General features: G+C 69.5%; 17 protein-coding genes. 12 read left to right on the top strand and 5 right to left on the bottom strand.

The genetic code is table 11. From position 1 onward, the window contains the following. Positions 1-143 precede the first annotated feature (143 nt). The 3 genes from EGT29_RS06245 to EGT29_RS06235 are packed head-to-tail and all read left to right on the top strand — an operon-like array spanning position 144 to position 2,506. Entirely contained in the window at positions 144-710 is a 567-nt protein-coding gene (locus EGT29_RS06245; protein WP_124688201.1) for a VOC family protein, read from the top strand. Then, a complete protein-coding gene (locus EGT29_RS06240; RefSeq protein WP_124688200.1) occupies positions 707-1,450 on the top strand; it encodes an IclR family transcriptional regulator in 744 nt (247 codons plus the stop codon). The genes EGT29_RS06245 and EGT29_RS06240 overlap by 4 nt, the downstream gene beginning before the upstream one ends. A 60-nt stretch (positions 1,451-1,510) precedes the next feature. Continuing rightward, positions 1,511-2,506, top strand: a complete 996-nt coding sequence (locus EGT29_RS06235) for a tripartite tricarboxylate transporter substrate binding protein (RefSeq protein WP_124688199.1) — start codon at positions 1,511-1,513, stop codon at positions 2,504-2,506. A gap of 24 nt (positions 2,507-2,530) precedes the next feature. Here EGT29_RS06235 and EGT29_RS06230 read toward each other — a convergent pair whose 3' ends face one another. Together EGT29_RS06230 and EGT29_RS06225 are read right to left on the bottom strand one after the other, a co-directional pair. Beyond that, complete coding sequence (locus tag EGT29_RS06230) at positions 2,531-2,881, bottom strand: AzlD domain-containing protein (protein WP_124688198.1); 351 nt, start codon at positions 2,879-2,881, stop codon at positions 2,531-2,533. Next, a complete protein-coding gene (locus EGT29_RS06225) occupies positions 2,878-3,624 on the bottom strand; it encodes an AzlC family ABC transporter permease (RefSeq protein WP_124688197.1) in 747 nt (248 codons plus the stop codon). The genes EGT29_RS06230 and EGT29_RS06225 overlap by 4 nt, the downstream gene beginning before the upstream one ends. Before the next feature lie 207 nt (positions 3,625-3,831). On the opposite strand from EGT29_RS06225, the gene EGT29_RS06220 reads away from it, so the two are divergent. From EGT29_RS06220 to EGT29_RS06190, 7 genes are all read left to right on the top strand, one after another. After that, positions 3,832-4,752: a branched-chain amino acid transaminase gene (locus tag EGT29_RS06220; protein WP_124688196.1), complete on the top strand. Its 921-nt coding sequence runs from the start codon at positions 3,832-3,834 to the stop codon at positions 4,750-4,752. A 15-nt stretch (positions 4,753-4,767) separates the two neighbouring features. Then, complete coding sequence (locus EGT29_RS06215; protein ID WP_087837101.1) at positions 4,768-4,965, top strand: zinc-finger domain-containing protein; 198 nt, start codon at positions 4,768-4,770, stop codon at positions 4,963-4,965. A gap of 103 nt (positions 4,966-5,068) precedes the next feature. Next, on the top strand, positions 5,069-5,923 hold the full coding sequence (gene purU / locus EGT29_RS06210; RefSeq protein WP_124688195.1) for a formyltetrahydrofolate deformylase: 855 nt from the start codon (positions 5,069-5,071) through the stop codon (positions 5,921-5,923). After that, on the top strand, positions 5,924-6,373 hold the full coding sequence (locus EGT29_RS06205; RefSeq protein WP_124688194.1) for a nuclear transport factor 2 family protein: 450 nt from the start codon (positions 5,924-5,926) through the stop codon (positions 6,371-6,373). It begins immediately after the preceding gene. Between the two features lie 18 nt (positions 6,374-6,391). Beyond that, entirely contained in the window at positions 6,392-7,438 is a 1,047-nt protein-coding gene (locus tag EGT29_RS06200) for a YheT family hydrolase (RefSeq protein WP_124688193.1), read from the top strand. An 83-nt stretch (positions 7,439-7,521) separates the two neighbouring features. Then, positions 7,522-9,204, top strand: a complete 1,683-nt coding sequence (locus tag EGT29_RS06195; RefSeq protein ID WP_124688192.1) for a thiamine pyrophosphate-binding protein — start codon at positions 7,522-7,524, stop codon at positions 9,202-9,204. Further along, a complete protein-coding gene (locus EGT29_RS06190; RefSeq protein WP_124688191.1) occupies positions 9,197-9,829 on the top strand; it encodes a DUF2946 family protein in 633 nt (210 codons plus the stop codon). The genes EGT29_RS06195 and EGT29_RS06190 overlap by 8 nt, the downstream gene beginning before the upstream one ends. Here EGT29_RS06190 and EGT29_RS06185 read toward each other — a convergent pair. After that, positions 9,810-11,309 (bottom strand): M48 family metalloprotease, encoded by a 1,500-nt coding sequence (locus EGT29_RS06185; RefSeq protein ID WP_124688190.1) that lies wholly within the window; start codon positions 11,307-11,309, stop codon positions 9,810-9,812. The two genes, EGT29_RS06190 and EGT29_RS06185, sit on opposite strands and share 20 nt — an antisense overlap. A gap of 116 nt (positions 11,310-11,425) precedes the next feature. Here EGT29_RS06185 and EGT29_RS06180 point away from each other — a divergent pair, with 116 nt between their 5' ends. Together EGT29_RS06180 and moaC are read left to right on the top strand one after the other, a co-directional pair. Beyond that, the gene (locus EGT29_RS06180) at positions 11,426-12,286 is read left to right on the top strand and encodes a sulfurtransferase (protein ID WP_124688189.1); all 861 of its coding nucleotides are present in this window, start codon (positions 11,426-11,428) and stop codon (positions 12,284-12,286) included. Further along, positions 12,286-12,765, top strand: a complete 480-nt coding sequence (gene moaC / locus EGT29_RS06175; RefSeq protein WP_192901797.1) for a cyclic pyranopterin monophosphate synthase MoaC — start codon at positions 12,286-12,288, stop codon at positions 12,763-12,765. The genes EGT29_RS06180 and moaC overlap by 1 nt, the downstream gene beginning before the upstream one ends. Before the next feature lie 24 nt (positions 12,766-12,789). On the opposite strand, the gene EGT29_RS06170 is transcribed toward moaC, so the two are convergent. Together EGT29_RS06170 and EGT29_RS06165 are read right to left on the bottom strand one after the other, a co-directional pair. Further along, positions 12,790-13,842 (bottom strand): P1 family peptidase, encoded by a 1,053-nt coding sequence (locus EGT29_RS06170; protein WP_202865593.1) that lies wholly within the window; start codon positions 13,840-13,842, stop codon positions 12,790-12,792. Positions 13,843-13,918: 76 nt separating this feature from the next. After that, positions 13,919-14,413: a MarR family winged helix-turn-helix transcriptional regulator gene (locus EGT29_RS06165; RefSeq protein ID WP_124688187.1), complete on the bottom strand. Its 495-nt coding sequence runs from the start codon at positions 14,411-14,413 to the stop codon at positions 13,919-13,921.

Genomic DNA, 14,413 nt, shown 5'->3' with positions numbered 1-14,413 from the left:
GGAAGCGGCGTGCGGCCGCCTGCCCCCGGCCGATTCCACCTAGGGTTTCACACAGGTCTTATTTTTGAGTTTTTTACGTAATATGCAAAAAACTCAATTTTCAATGGCGTTTATTCGCCATATATCAGGCCAAATTTTCCACCATGCCCCAAAGACCCGGTCTTTCCTTCAGCCACGTCGGCATCTTCGTCACCGATATCCAGCGCATGGCCGACTTCTATTCGCAGGTCCTGGACTTCACCATCACGGACCGCGGCATGCTCGACGGCCCTCACGGCCCGATCGAACTGGTGTTCACCAGCCGCGATCCGGACGTCCATCACCAGATCGTGCTGGTATCGGGGCGGCCCGCCGATGTCCGCTTCAACGTCATCAACCAGTTGTCGCTGATGGCCGACTCCCTGGAAACCCTGCAGCGCTACCACCGCCGCCTGGTGGACGCCGGCGTCGCGGAACTGGCACCGGTCACGCACGGCAACGCGCTGTCGCTGTACTGCCGCGATCCGGAAGGCAACCGGCTCGAGCTGTACATCGACACACCCTGGTACGTCTCGCAGCCCATGCGCGTCCCCATGCCCATCGAGCTGCCGCCGGCCGAACTCATGGCCTGGGCCGAGCGGCACGCGCGCGCCCTGCCCGGCTTCCGCAGCCGCCAGGAGTGGCGGGCCGACATGGCCCGGCGCATGGGCGTGGAGCAGGCGCCCGCATGACGGAAAGCGCATCCAGCCTGGGCCGCATGCTGACGCTGCTCGATGCCTACACCCACGACCGGTACGCCTGGACGGTGGACGACCTGGCCAGCCATTTCGGCTTCACGCCCTCGTCCACCTATCGCTACGTCAAGGAGCTGTGCGCGGCGGGATTGCTGATACGGCTGCCGCGCGGCATCTACGTGGTGGGCGCGCGGATCGTCGAACTCGAGGCCCTGATCCGCGAGACCGATCCGGTCACCCGCGCCGCCCAGCCCATCCTGCGCGACCTGGCGCAGGAAACCGGCTGCCACGTGCTGCTTTCCAACGTCTACGGCGAGCACCTGCTGAACGTGGCGCACGAAGCCGGCGTCGAGCCGCTGGAACTGACCTACATGCGGGGCAAGAGCCTGCCGTGGTTCCGCGGCGCGCCTTCGCTGTCGGTACTGGCGTTCTGGCCGCGGGCGCGCGTGCGCAACCTGTTCGAACAGACCCACCCGGGTGCCGGCGAGGAAGCCTGGAACGCCGCGTGGACCGGGCTGAAGGCCATACGCAAGGCGGGATACGCCATCAGCCACGCGGGGCTGGATCCCGACGTCATCGGCTACGGCGTGCCCGTGATGGCCGAGGACGAAGTCATAGGAACGATCTCGCTGGTCTGCTCGAAGCAGCGTGGAGAGTTCCTCAACGGCGCGGCCCTGGGGGCCGTGCTGCAACAGAAAAGCCGCGAGATTTCCGCCCGCCTGCAGACGGCGGACTGAGCGGCCTCACGCGCGCCCCGACGGGGCCGCACGAAAACGGGGACGAAGAGGAGACCCATCATGCACGACAAGATCACCGGCCGCCGCCAGGCCCTCGCCGCGGCGGGCATACTGGCCGCGGCACTGGCCGGCCCCGCGCACGCGCAGAACAACGCGCAGAACACCTACCCGAACCGGCCGATCAAGCTGCTGGTCGGCTTCGCGGCCGGAGGCGGCAGCGACGTCGTGGCCCGGCTGGTCGGCAAGGCGCTGTCCGAGCGGGTCGGCCAGCCCGTCATCGTCGAGAACCGCGCCGGCGACGGCGGCAACATCGCCTCGGCCCAGGTCGCCAAGAGCGAGCCCGACGGCTACACGCTGGTGCTGATGACCAGCGGCCACGGCACCAATGCCGCCATGCGCAAGGACCTGCCCTTCGAGCCGGTCAAGGGCTTTGGCTGGGTCTCCACGATCACGACGTATCCGTTGACGCTGGCCGTGGCGCCGTCGTCGCCGATCAAGTCCTTCGACGATTTCGTCCGCCGCATCAAGGCCGAAAAAGACCGCTACACCTACACCTCGGTCGGCGTCGGCACCGCCATGCATCTCGTGGGCGAATGGATCATGGCCGAAAGCGGCGGCAGCGCGCTGCACGTGCCGTTCAAGGGCGGCGCCGGCCCCATGACCGAGCTGCTGGCCGGACGCGTGGACGTCATGATCGACACGATGACCAACACCGCGCCGCTGTTCAAGTCCCAGCGCGTGCGGCTGCTGGCGACCACCGCGCCCAAGGGCGTGCAGGCGCTGCCCGGCGTGCCCAGCGTGGCCGATACGCTGCCCGCCGTCGTCTTCGAATCCTGGCTGGGCATCGCCGCGCCGGCCGGCACCCCCGCCGACGTGGTCGCCCGCCTGAACCGCGAGTTGCGCGCGGTGCTGGACACGCCCGCCGTGCATCAGCAACTGGTCGACTGGGGCGGTTCGCCCAAGGCCTCCACGCCCGACGAATTCCAGGCGCGCGTCGAGAACGACATCCGCCGTCTGCGCGCCGTCGTGGTCCAGCGCAACATCCAGGCTGAATAACTAAGAGAAAGGGCACGCGGGCGCTCAGCCCGCCAGCCACCTCAGCAGCCACAGCGTGACCATGCCCGCGCCTATCATCGCGATCGTGTTGCGGGTGGCCACCATGACCGCCACCGCGGTCACGGCGGCCAGGGCGCGCCAGTCGAACACCGGCAGGCCGCCCGGCGCCCAGGGCAGCAGGTCCGGCACGATCACGGCCGCCAGCGCCGCGGCGGGCGCGTAGCGCAGCGCCCGCCTGACGCCCTCGGGCAGGGGCACGTTGTCGCCCAGCAGCAGGAAGCCGGCGCGCGTGAGCACGGTGCACACCGCCAGCGCGATGATGACCAGCCAGACGTACAGGGAATCGGACGTCGGCGGCAGGGTGGACGGACTCATGCCCCCGCCTCCTTGCGGCGCTCCAGCGCCCGCTCCGTGGCCACGCCGGCCCAGACGCCCGCCACCACCGCCAGGACCAGCCCCAGCCGCAAGGGCAGCGGCTGGCCAGCCCATCCGGCCAGGGCCGCCGCCCCCACCGCCGCGGCCACCGGCCAGCTCGCGACCATGGGCACCACGATGGCGATCAGCGCCAGCACCGCGGCGAATTCCAGCGACCAGGCCTGCGGCACCACGGCGCCCAGCAGGATGCCGGCCACCGAGCACACCTGCCAGGTCACCCAGTTGCCCAGCGCCGAGCCCAGGAAGAACCAGGTCTGCTCGGGCGTGCCCTTGACGGCCGCGTCGCCGTAGCGGGGCATGAACAGCACGAAGCCGATGTCGCTCGTCAGGAAGCCCAGCCCCAGGCGGCGCCAGCGGGAGTAGCGGCGGAAATACGGATGCAGCGCCGCCGCGAAGATCACGAATCGCAGGTTGACCACGCAACCGGCGGCGAACACCAGCCATACCGGCGCGCCCGCCACGATCAGCGGCAGCGCGGCCAGCTGGGCCGAGCCCGCGTATACCAGGAAAGTCATCGCCAGCGCCAGGGACTGGCTCAGGCCGATCTTGACCATGGCCACGCCGCTGACCATGCCCCAGACGCCGATGGCGATCGTGGTGGGCGCCAGCGCCCTCAGGCCCGCGACGACGGCCGCCCTGCGTTCCTGCGGGGAAAGGCCGGGCACTGCGGCGGACGGACGCATGGCGGACATGGGGATGGGGGAACGGCGGCTGGATCCCGGCGCCGGGCCGGGAAGGAGTAAAGTGACGGCTTACGGCTATTGTAAGTGATTACCCGAATCTCCCCGGATTCCCGGGCAGCATCGGGCGCGGACCCCTGCGCGCCCGCTTCGCCGCAGGATCCCGTCGCAGATTGGTACAATATCTGGTTCATTTCGGAGATCCTCATCATGTCGATGTCAGACCGCGACGGCTTCATCTGGTACGACGGCAAGCTCGTGCCCTGGCGTGAAGCCAACACCCATGTGCTCACACACTCTCTGCACTACGGGTTGGCGGTATTCGAGGGTGTGCGCGCGTACAAGACCGACATCGGAACCTCGATCTTCCGGCTCAAGGAACACACCGACCGCCTGGTCAATTCCGCCCACATCTACCAGATGCAGATCCCGTACAGCCGGGAAATCCTGATGGAAGCGCAGAAGGAAGTGGTCCGCGTCAACAAGCTGGAATCCTGCTACCTGCGTCCCATCGCGTTCTACGGTTCGGAAAAGATGGGCGTCTCGCCCAAGGGCGCCAAGGTCCACGTGGCCGTCGCCGCCTGGGAATGGGGTGCCTACCTGGGCGCCGAGGCGCTGCAAAAGGGCATCCGGGTCAAGACCTCGTCCTATGCCCGCCACCACGTCAACGTGACCATGCCCCGCGCCAAGCTGGCCTCCACCTACGCCAACTCCATCCTGGCGAACCTGGAAGCCACCGAGGACGGCTACGACGAAGCCCTGCTGCTCGACACCGAAGGCTTCGTGGCCGAAGGCTCGGGCGAGAACGTCTTCATCGTCAAGGACGGCGTGCTGATCGAGCCCGAGATCGCCTCGGCCCTGACCGGCATCACGCGCTCGACCATCCACAGCCTGGCCGCCGACCTGGGCATCAAGGTCGTCACCAAGCGCCTGACGCGCGACGACATCTACATCGCCGACGAAGCCTTCTTCACCGGCACGGCGGCGGAAGTCACGCCCATCCGCGAACTGGACCGCCGCAAGATCGGCGCCGGCCAGTGCGGCCCGGTCACGGCGCGCCTGCAGCAGGCCTTCTTCGATCTGGTCGCGGGCCGCAACGCCAAGTACGGCCACTGGCTCACGCACGTCTGATCGGGAGGAACGGCCATGACCACCGAAGCCGCCAACGCCATCATCGAAGTCGATGCCGACGCGCTTCCGCTTTCGTGCCCGGGACCGCATACTCCGCTCTGGAACATGCACCCCAAGGTGTTCCTGGACATCGGGACGACGGGCGAAGCGAAGTGCCCGTACTGTGGCGCCGAATACCGTCTGAAGGACGGCGCCAAGGTACATCATCATTGATGCCCTGCGGACCGGCTATGCCGGATCCGCGGTGTCCCAGGAAGGACACAGCTGACGCTGCCCCGGTCCGCCGGGGTTTGCTTTTTATTCACAGGACCTCCCCGTGCAGCACAACGATTACATCCTGACGCTCGCCTGCCCCGATACGACCGGCATCGTGTACCACGTGTCGGGATTCCTGTTCGAGCGCGGCTGCAACATCCTGGACTCGCAGCAGTTCGGGGACGAGGACACCCAGCTGTTCTTCCTGCGCGTGCACTTCTCGGTGCCCGACGGCCTGGACGCCGACACCGTGCGCAAGGAATTCGCCGCCGTGGGCGAGCGCTTCTCCATGCAATGGCAGATCCGCGACCCGCACCGGCGCGCGCGCGTGCTGCTGATGGTCAGCAAGCACGGCCACTGCCTGAACGACCTGCTGTTCCGCGCCAAGAGCGGACAGCTGCCCATCGACATTCCCGCGGTGGTTTCCAACCACCCCGATTTCGCGCTGCTGTCGGCTTCGTACGGCGTGCCCTTCTACCACCTGCCGGTCGCGCAGGGCGGCAAGGAACAGCAGGAGCGGCAGGTGTTGCAGATCGCCGAGCGCGAGAACGTCGACCTGGTCGTGCTGGCCCGCTACATGCAGATCCTGTCGCCCGAGATGTGCCGGGCGCTGGCCGGCCGCGCGATCAACATCCACCACAGCTTCCTTCCCAGCTTCAAGGGCGCGCGGCCGTACTACCAGGCGCACGACCGCGGCGTGAAGCTGATCGGCGCCACCGCCCACTACGTCACGCCCGACCTCGACGAAGGTCCCATCATCGAGCAGGACATCGCCCGCGTGGACCACAGCATGTCGCCGGAAACCATGACGCAGGTCGGCCGCGACGTCGAATGCCTGGTGCTGGCGCGCGCCGTCCGCTGGCACGTCGAGCATCGCATCCTGTTGAACGGCCACAAGACGATCGTATTCGCATAAATGGTGCTCAAATCCCGCGGCGCGCCGCTATTCGCCACCTCCGAAGAAGCCGAGCAGGCGTTCTACGACGCCCTGGAACAAGGCGACCTCGCCCAGTTGATGGCGGTCTGGGCCGACGACGAGGACATCGTCTGCATCCATCCGGGCGGGCCGCGGCTGATCGGCCACGACGCCGTGATGGAATCGTGGCGCGAGATCCTGGGTAGCTCCCCGGTACCGATACGGCCCACGCGGGTCTACACCGTGCAAAGCATGATGAGTTCGGTCCACTCCGTGGTCGAACAGCTCATGGTCGACACCTCCCAGGGCAAGCAGCTCGTCAACTGCTATGCAACCAATGTCTTCCACAAGGGTCCCACAGGCTGGCGGCTGGTCGTTCACCACTCGTCGCAAGCCCCTGCCGATCTCGGCCCGACCGAGCTTCAGGACGTTCCCGACCTCTTGCATTGAGTCGCCCGCCCATCCCGCATGCCCGCTTACCTGGACACGACACCCTGCCCGACTCCCGCATGGTTGCCCGAAGGACATAGCCAGACCATCTTCGCGTCGCAGTTCTCGTCGCACCATCACACCTCGTTCCAGCGCGAACGGGTGGATACGCCCGACGGCGATTTCATCGACTTCGACTGGACGGCGCCCGGCCTCGGTCCCGACACGACCGTCGGCCCCGACCTGTTCGCGCGGCTGGCCGAAACAGCCGGCACCGCCACCGCGTCGCGCGACGGCCTCGTGCTGTTCCACGGCCTGGAAGGCAGCAGCGCCAGCCACTACGCGCAAGCCATCTCGCAGTATTTCCGCGCGCGCGGCTGGACCGTCGTCGTGCCGCACTTCCGCGGCTGCTCGGGCGAGCCGAACCGCCTGCCCCGCGCCTATCACTCGGGCGACTCCGCCGACGTCGGCTTCATGCTGGACGCCGTGCGGCAGCGCCTGCCGCAGATGCGCTGGCACGCCGCCGGCATCTCGCTGGGCGGCAACGCGCTGCTGAAATACCTGGGCGAGGCCGGCGGCACCGCCGGCTGGCTGGCGGCGGCGGCGGGCGTCTCGGCGCCGGTCGACCTGATGGCCGGCGGCCGCACCCTGGGCACCGGACTGATCAACCGCCGGATCTACACCCACATGTTCCTGCGCACGCTGAAGTCCAAGACGCTCCAGAAGGCGCAGCGCTTCCCCGGCACCATAGACGTGCTACGCGTGGCCAACGCGCGCGACCTGTACGAGTTCGACGACGCCTACACCGCGCCCACGCACGGTTTCCGCGACGTCGACGACTACTGGACGCGCGCCTCCAGCAAGCCCCTGCTGATGGACATCGCCATTCCGACGCTGGTGCTCAATGCGCGCAACGACCCGTTCCTTCCCGGCCGCTACCTGCCCACTCCCGAACAGGCTTCCGGCCACGTGGTCCTGCATCAGCCGGCACAGGGCGGCCACGCGGGCTTTCCCACGGGAAGCTTCCCCAGCAACCTGAACTGGCTGCCGCGCAGGCTGGCGGAATTCTTCCGGACCGGCCGCTAGGGCCCCTTCCCCCATCGGGGCAAGCCCCCGCTGACATCCCTGGCGTTTTCTTCGACAATGGAGAAAACCACACGGATGCATCCATGGCCTCGACTTCCACGGTTTCCAACGCTTCCACCACCACCGGCGGCCGCCTCCTGGTCGACGCGCTGACCGCCAACGGCGTCGACCGCGTCTTCTGCGTCCCAGGCGAAAGCTACCTGGACGTGCTCGACGCCCTGCACGCCCACGCCGACATCGACGTCGTCGTCGCCAAGCACGAAGGCGCCGCCGCCAACATGGCCGAAGCTGACGGCAAGCTGACCGGACGGCCGGGCATCTGCTTCGTCACGCGCGGCCCGGGCGCCACCCACGCCAGCATCGGGGTGCACATCGCCCAGCAGGACTCGACGCCGCTCATCCTGTTCGTCGGCCAGGTACCCACGCGCGAGCTGGGCCGCGAAGCCTTCCAGGAAATCGACTACCCGTCCATGTTCGGCGGCATCGCCAAGTGGGTCGTCAGCATCGACGATGCCGCCCGCATTCCCGAACTCGTGGCGCGGGCCTTCGCGTGCGCCACTTCGGGCCGCCCCGGTCCGGTGGTGCTGGCGCTGCCCGAGGACGTGCTGAGCGCCGCCTGCCCGTCCGCCCCGGCCGCGATCGCCCCCACGGCCGCCAGCGGTCCCGATCCCGACGCGGCCCCGCGCCTGCGCGACATGCTGGCCCAGGCCCGCCGTCCGCTGGTCCTCCTGGGCGGATCGAACTGGAGCGAACGCGCCGCCTCGGACTTCTCGGCCTTCGTCCAGGCCTGGAACCTGCCCGTGGCCTGCGCCTTCCGCCGCCAGGACATCTTCGACAACCGGCTCCCGCAGTACGCCGGGCACCTGAGCCTGGGCATGAACCCCGACCTGGCCGAGCTGGTGCGCGATGCCGACCTCATCCTGGCCGTGGGCACGCGGCTGGGCGAGATCGCCACCGGCGGCTATACGCTGCTGACGCCGCCCCGCCCCGCCCAGAAACTGATCCACCTGCACGCCGACGCGGCCGAGCTGGGCCGCGTCTACCAGCCCGACCTGGCCATCCAGTCGGCGGCCGCCCCCGCCGCCGCGCTGCTGCGCGGCCTGGAGGCTCCGGCCTCGCGCGCCTGGGACGACTGGACCCGCCGGGCCAGCGAACTGCATGCGCGCTACCAGGCCGTGCCGGCCCCGCATGCCGAGGCCCGCGGCATCGACCTCGGCCAGGTCATCGCCCACCTGGACCGCACCCTGCCCGATGACGCCATCATTGCCAACGGCGCCGGCAACTACGCGGTGTGGCTGCACCGGTTCTACCGCTACCGCCAGCCGCGCACGGAACTCGCCCCCACCTGCGGCGCCATGGGCTACGGCCTGCCCGCGGCGATAGCCGCGAAGCTGCGCCACCCCGACCGCACCGTGGTCTGCGTATCGGGCGACGGCTGCTTCCTGATGTATCCGCAGGAACTGGCCACCGCGCTGCAATTCGATTCCGCCGTCGTCGTCATCGTCGTCAACAACGGCATGTACGGCACCATCCGCATGCACCAGGAAAAGCGCTTCCCCGGCCGGGTCAGCGCCACCGACCTGCGCAATCCCGATTTCGTCGCGCTGGCGCTATCGTTCGGCGCCCATGCCGAACGGGTGGAAAGCGCCGACGCCTTCCCCGCCGCGTTCGAGCGCGCCCGGGCGGCCGGCCGCCCGGCGCTGCTGGAGCTGCGCACGGATCCCCGGCAGATCACGCCGCAGTCGTGGCTGGCGGGGCATGGATAGCGACGTTCTTGCCGCCATGGCGCGCTGGCCCGACGTGCCGGACGCCTATGGCTGGTTGTCGCTGGATGCCCGAGGCCGCTGGCGCCTGCACCCCGCCGGCGATGCCTTGGCGGGCGGGCCGGGCGTCTCCATTTCCAGCACCGGCATCCTGGCCTTCATCGGGCGCAACTACGCGCACGACGAACAAGGGCGCTGGTTCTTCCAGAACGGCCCGCAGCGCGTGTTCGTCAGGCTGGACGCGGCGCCGCTGATCCTGCGCCAGTCGGACGCCGCCGGCACCCTGTCCACCCATGCCGGCCACGACGTATCCCGCGTGGACCGCTGGGCGCTGGACGCCGAAGGCAGGCTCTACGCCGCGACCGAATACGGCCCCGCGATGGTCGAGGACCGCTATCTGTCCGACGTGCTGGAACGCATGAAACTGGCATCGGGGCAGCCGCTGCTCGACGCCGCGCCCGGCTGGCTGGCCGACCCCGGCCAGGTATCGAAGGCGGCCGCCGCCCTGTCGGTGGTCTATCCGCCGGTTGGCGCGGCGCCCGCGCCGTTGGCACCGCTGCGCGGCACGGCCGCCCAGGTGTTCGGTTTCGTGGCCCGGCCCGAGGCCCTCAGCTCTGGAAACGCTTGAGCAGGTCGCGCTCTTCCTTCAGCCGGCGCTGGTATTCACGCACCTTGGCGTCGATCTGCGACTGCTCGTAGAAATCCTTGGAGGCCGCGCGCGCCTGCTGCAACTGCTCGACCGCGGCCGGCAGGGCGCCGGTCATCGCATAGTAGTCGGCCATGTTGCGGCGCTCGTTCACGGCGCTGCCCAGCCGCGAATAGCTGACCGCGGCCATCTGGTAGAAGCGGGGCTCGTCGCTCCACTTCAGCATCTGCTCTTTCAGGAAATCGACCGCCTCCTGGTTGCGGCCGGCGCGTTGCAGCGACTCCGCCATCGCCATGGCCAGGCCGCGCTGCTCGGGCCACCGCGCGACGGCGCTGCGCGCCAGGCTCATGGCCTGCTGCGTGTCGTTGCGGGCCAGCGCCAGGTCGATGGCCAGGTGCTCGAGCATGAAATGGGTGCGCGCGCCCGACGTGGCGGCCAGGTAGGCGTCGTTGGCCTTGCCGTACTCGCGCTGGCGCACGTACCCCAGGGCCAGGCCATAGTAGGCCGCGGAACGCTCGATGCCCTGGGCCTCGGTGCTGCGGTTCTCGAAATAGCGGATGGCCTCGAGGGTATCCTGGCCGCTGTTGGCCTGCAGCATGCGCATCTTGGCGCGCACGAAATAGAAATCCGACGAACTCGGACGATCGTGGATCACCACGCCGCGCGCCCGGTTCTGCATGTCGGACATGCGCTCGATGGACAACGGGTGGGTGCGGGTGAAGGCCTGGCCGGTCCGCTCGTTCAGCCCCGACGCCTGCATCAGGCGGCCGAAGAACGAGGCCATGCCGTTGACGTTGTAGTTGGCCGCCTCCAGCATCTGGAACCCGGTGCGGTCGGCTTCGCGCTCGGCCTCGCGCGAGAAGCCCAGTTGCGAGTTGATGGCCGCGGCCTGGCCGAAGGCCATCGCCGCCTCGGGCGCCTGCGAATTGCCGCGCGCCGCCACCAGCGCCGCCAGCAGGGCCGCCACCATGATCAGCGTGTCCTGCTTCTGCTGCACCAGGCCCCGGGCGATGTGCCGCTGCACCACGTGGCCGATTTCGTGCGCCAGCACGCCGGCCAGTTCGGACTCGGACTGCGCGGCCACCACCAGCCCGGTATGTACGCCTATGTAACCGCCCGGCATCGCGAACGCATTGATGCTGGGGTCGCGCACCGCGAACACGTTGATGTTGGGCGTGCCTATGGGCGCATGGGCCGACAACTGGCGCGCCATGCCGGTCAGATACTGGAGCAGGTCCGGATCGTCGATATAGGCCGGATCGCGCAGGGATTCCATCATGATGGCGTCGCCCAGCCGCTGTTCCAGCCGGGGCGAAAGCTCCTGCGCGGCCGAGTCGCCCAGGTCGGGCAGCCCGACCGGCTGGGCGGGCGCCAGCGCCGGCGCGGCCGCCGCCAGCAGGGCCGGCAGCAGCAGCGCCACGGCCTTGCGGCGCAGCGACGGGAAACGTTGGGAATTCGGCATACCGGTATGATAGCCAGCTTGGGCGGCGGGTTCCCGCTTCCCAGGCGAAACATGAAAAATTTACCAATGCCGGCCGGAGCCAGACCGGCCGCATGGCAACGCTTACAGGACATGCCATGAGCTTCAGCACCCTGATTTCCGCGCAGGCGCTGCACGCCCTGCTGCAATCCTCCTCGCCGGCCGTCGTGTGCGATTGCAGCTTCGATCTGGCGGACACCGGCGCGGGCGAGCGCGCCCACGCGGCTGCGCATATTCCCGGCGCCCGCTACATCCACCTGGACCGCGACCTGAGCGGCGCCAAGACCGGCAACAACGGCCGCCATCCCCTGCCCCGGCGCGAGGACTTCGCCGGCCTGATGGCCCGCCTGGGCGTCTCCGACACCACTCAGGTGGTGTGCTATGACACCGCCGGCGGCGCCATGGCCGCACGCCTCTGGTGGCTGCTGCGCTGGGCGGGCCACGAGGCCGTCGCGGTGCTGGACGGCGGCCTGGCGGCCTGGCGCGAGGCGGGCTACCCGCTGGAATCCGGCCAGCCCGCCGCGCCCGCCCCGGGCACGTTCACGCTGCGGCCGCCGCTGGTGGCGACCGCCACCTACGAGGACGTGCGGGCCAACCTGGACGCGCCGGCCCCGCGCCTGGTCGTGGACGCGCGCGCCCCCGACCGTTTCCGCGGCCAGAACGAAACCCTGGACGCCGTGGGCGGCCACATCCCCGGCGCCGCCAACCGCTTCCTGCGCGACAACCTCCAGCCCGACGGACGCTTCAAGCCCGCCGCGCAGCTGCGGTCCGAGTTCGAGGCCGTGCTGGGCGGCACGCCCGCCGACCGGGTCATCAGCCAGTGCGGCTCCGGTGTCACCGCCTGCCACAACCTGCTTGCCATGGAAGTGGCGGGCCTGTCCGGGGCGGTGCTGTATCCCGGCTCGTGGAGCGAATGGAGCAGCCGCCCCGGCTCGCCCATCGCCACCGGAGACGCATGATGTCGCAATCCCCCCTGACCCACTTCGACGAGGCCGGACAGGCCCACATGGTGGACGTGGGCGCCAAGCCCGCCACCGCGCGCGTGGCCGTGGCGGCCGGCACGATACGCATGCAGCCGGCCACGCTGGCCCTGATCCGCGACGGCAACGCCAAGAAAGGCGACGTACTGGGCATCGCCCGCATCGCCGCCATCATGGCGGCCAAGAAGACCTCGGACCTGATTCCGCTGTGCCACCCGATTCCGCTGACGCACGTCGCCTGTGACTTCACCCTGGACGACGAAGCCGGCGCCGTGCACTGCACCGTGCGCGCCGAGACCGTGGGCGGCACCGGCGTCGAGATGGAGGCGCTGACCGCCGTCAACGTCGCGCTGCTGACGATCTACGACATGTGCAAGGCGGCGGACCGGGGCATGGTCATGACCGACGTGCGGCTGATGGAGAAGAAAGGCGGAAAGTCGGGACACTGGACCCGGTAAGCCCCGCGGCTGGGCCCGGACACCTTACAGGCTGGACCATGCGGGCGTCGTCATCCCTTCGGGCGTGACGGCGCTGTAGACGCCGCGCGCGATGGCGCGGGCCAGCACGTCGGCGGCCAGCGCGCCCAGCCGGCAGACGATGAAGGGCCGGGGATCCACCGGGCCTTCCATCGCCGGCGCCTCGCGCCGCCCCGTCGAGATCGCGAACACCGTATCGCCGTCGAACGGCGCGTGGATGGGGCGGATCGCGCGGGCCAGCCCGTCCTGCGCCATGGTCGCCACGCGCTGCAGCTCGTCGGGCGACAGCGCGACGTCGGTGGCGATGCAGGCGATGGTGGTGTTGGCGCGCGGGCGCGGATCCAGCTTGGCGAACTCCCAGTTCTCGCCCTCGGCCCGGGTACTGGCCGGCCCCAGGCCACCGAACTCCTCGCCGATCTCGAAGGCTCCGGCCCAGAAACGCCGCCCTTGCGGCGCCACGACCGAACCGAAGCTGTTGCAGGCCACGATGGCGCCCACGGTCATGCCGTCGTGCGTGACGTAGGACGCCGACCCCAATCCCCCCTTGAGCGACCCCGCCGACGCGCCGAAGCCCGCGCCATGCGTACCCAGGTCGAAACCGGACTGGACCGCCCGGGCGGCCCGCATGGCCAGGTCGCGATAGGGAGGGGTCTCGCCCCACTGCTTGTCGCCGCCGTTGGCGAGGTCGTACAGCACCGCGGTCGGCACGATGGGCGAAGGCGGGACGCCGGGCTGGTGCAGCAGCGTGAAGCCGCGGCCCTGCGCCCCCAGCCACGCGGCCACGCCGTCGCCGCTGGCCAGGCCGTAGACCGAACCGCCGGACAGCACGATGGCATCGACCGAGCGCACGAGGTTGGACGCGCCCAGGGTATCGGTCTCGCGCGTGCCCGGCCCGCCGCCGCGGATGTCCACCGCGGCCATGGCCCGTTCATCCGGCAGGATCACGGTGACGCCGGTGCAGGCCCGCGCATCGTGCGCCTGCCCCACCCGCAGGCCGGCGACGTCGGTGATCAGATTGCGCCCGCCGGGGCGGCCGGCCATTGCGTCGCGTGCATCCATGCTGGGACTCCGTCCGGGAAATGAAGTGGGGGCTATTGTAGGGACCGGCCGGCTGGCCGGCCACCGGCCCCGCGCCTCACTCCTGGTCGCTCAGTTGCCTGGCCCGCGCGATGAAGCTGTCCAGCATGGCGAAGAACCGGGCCACGTCGGCCGCGGAATGCTCACCCAATACGTGCCGGTTGCGCGACTGGGCGGCAGCGGTCAGCTCGGCGTGCATGGCCAGCCCCTGCGGCGTCAGCGACAGTTCCGCCTCGCGGCTGTCGCGCGCGCTACGCGCGCGGTTGACGTCGCCCCGCTCCACCAGCGACGACACCGCGCGGCTGATCTGCGCGGCATCGAGCATGGCGTGATAGGCCAGTTCCCGTATGGACACCGGCTGGAACACGCCCAGCAGGGTGACCACCTGCCATTCCACCTGGGACAGGCCGTACTGCGCCTTGGCGAACTGGACGGCGCTGCGGGTCAGCGCCTTGCTCAGGGTACTGACCCGGGGCGCCAGCAGGCCGCCTTCCGGAAAGGCCTGGGACTGCCCGGGCCGCCGCGGCGGGTTCGCCGATGAGGATCGCGCCAT

Origin of the sequence: Pigmentiphaga sp. H8 (assembly GCF_003854895.1) — a bacterium.
Lineage (GTDB): Bacteria > Pseudomonadota > Gammaproteobacteria > Burkholderiales > Burkholderiaceae_B > Pigmentiphaga.
The sequence above is the reverse complement of the archived record's forward strand: the minus strand, read 5'-3'. Positions and strand labels throughout refer to the sequence as shown.

Coding starts and splice junctions, on each gene's coding strand:
- EGT29_RS06245 (WP_124688201.1), top strand. CDS start 144: ATGCCCCAAAGACCCGGTCTTTCCTTCAGCCACGTCGGCATCTTCGTC.
- EGT29_RS06240 (WP_124688200.1), top strand. CDS start 707: ATGACGGAAAGCGCATCCAGCCTGGGCCGCATGCTGACGCTGCTCGAT.
- EGT29_RS06235 (WP_124688199.1), top strand. CDS start 1,511: ATGCACGACAAGATCACCGGCCGCCGCCAGGCCCTCGCCGCGGCGGGC.
- EGT29_RS06230 (WP_124688198.1), bottom strand. CDS start 2,881: ATGAGTCCGTCCACCCTGCCGCCGACGTCCGATTCCCTGTACGTCTGG.
- EGT29_RS06225 (WP_124688197.1), bottom strand. CDS start 3,624: ATGCGTCCGTCCGCCGCAGTGCCCGGCCTTTCCCCGCAGGAACGCAGG.
- EGT29_RS06220 (WP_124688196.1), top strand. CDS start 3,832: ATGTCGATGTCAGACCGCGACGGCTTCATCTGGTACGACGGCAAGCTC.
- EGT29_RS06215 (WP_087837101.1), top strand. CDS start 4,768: ATGACCACCGAAGCCGCCAACGCCATCATCGAAGTCGATGCCGACGCG.
- EGT29_RS06205 (WP_124688194.1), top strand. CDS start 5,924: ATGGTGCTCAAATCCCGCGGCGCGCCGCTATTCGCCACCTCCGAAGAA.
- EGT29_RS06200 (WP_124688193.1), top strand. CDS start 6,392: ATGCCCGCTTACCTGGACACGACACCCTGCCCGACTCCCGCATGGTTG.
- EGT29_RS06195 (WP_124688192.1), top strand. CDS start 7,522: ATGGCCTCGACTTCCACGGTTTCCAACGCTTCCACCACCACCGGCGGC.
- EGT29_RS06190 (WP_124688191.1), top strand. CDS start 9,197: ATGGATAGCGACGTTCTTGCCGCCATGGCGCGCTGGCCCGACGTGCCG.
- EGT29_RS06185 (WP_124688190.1), bottom strand. CDS start 11,309: ATGCCGAATTCCCAACGTTTCCCGTCGCTGCGCCGCAAGGCCGTGGCG.
- EGT29_RS06180 (WP_124688189.1), top strand. CDS start 11,426: ATGAGCTTCAGCACCCTGATTTCCGCGCAGGCGCTGCACGCCCTGCTG.
- moaC (WP_192901797.1), top strand. CDS start 12,286: ATGTCGCAATCCCCCCTGACCCACTTCGACGAGGCCGGACAGGCCCAC.
- EGT29_RS06170 (WP_202865593.1), bottom strand. CDS start 13,842: ATGGATGCACGCGACGCAATGGCCGGCCGCCCCGGCGGGCGCAATCTG.
- EGT29_RS06165 (WP_124688187.1), bottom strand. CDS start 14,413: ATGGCGCGATCCTCATCGGCGAACCCGCCGCGGCGGCCCGGGCAGTCC.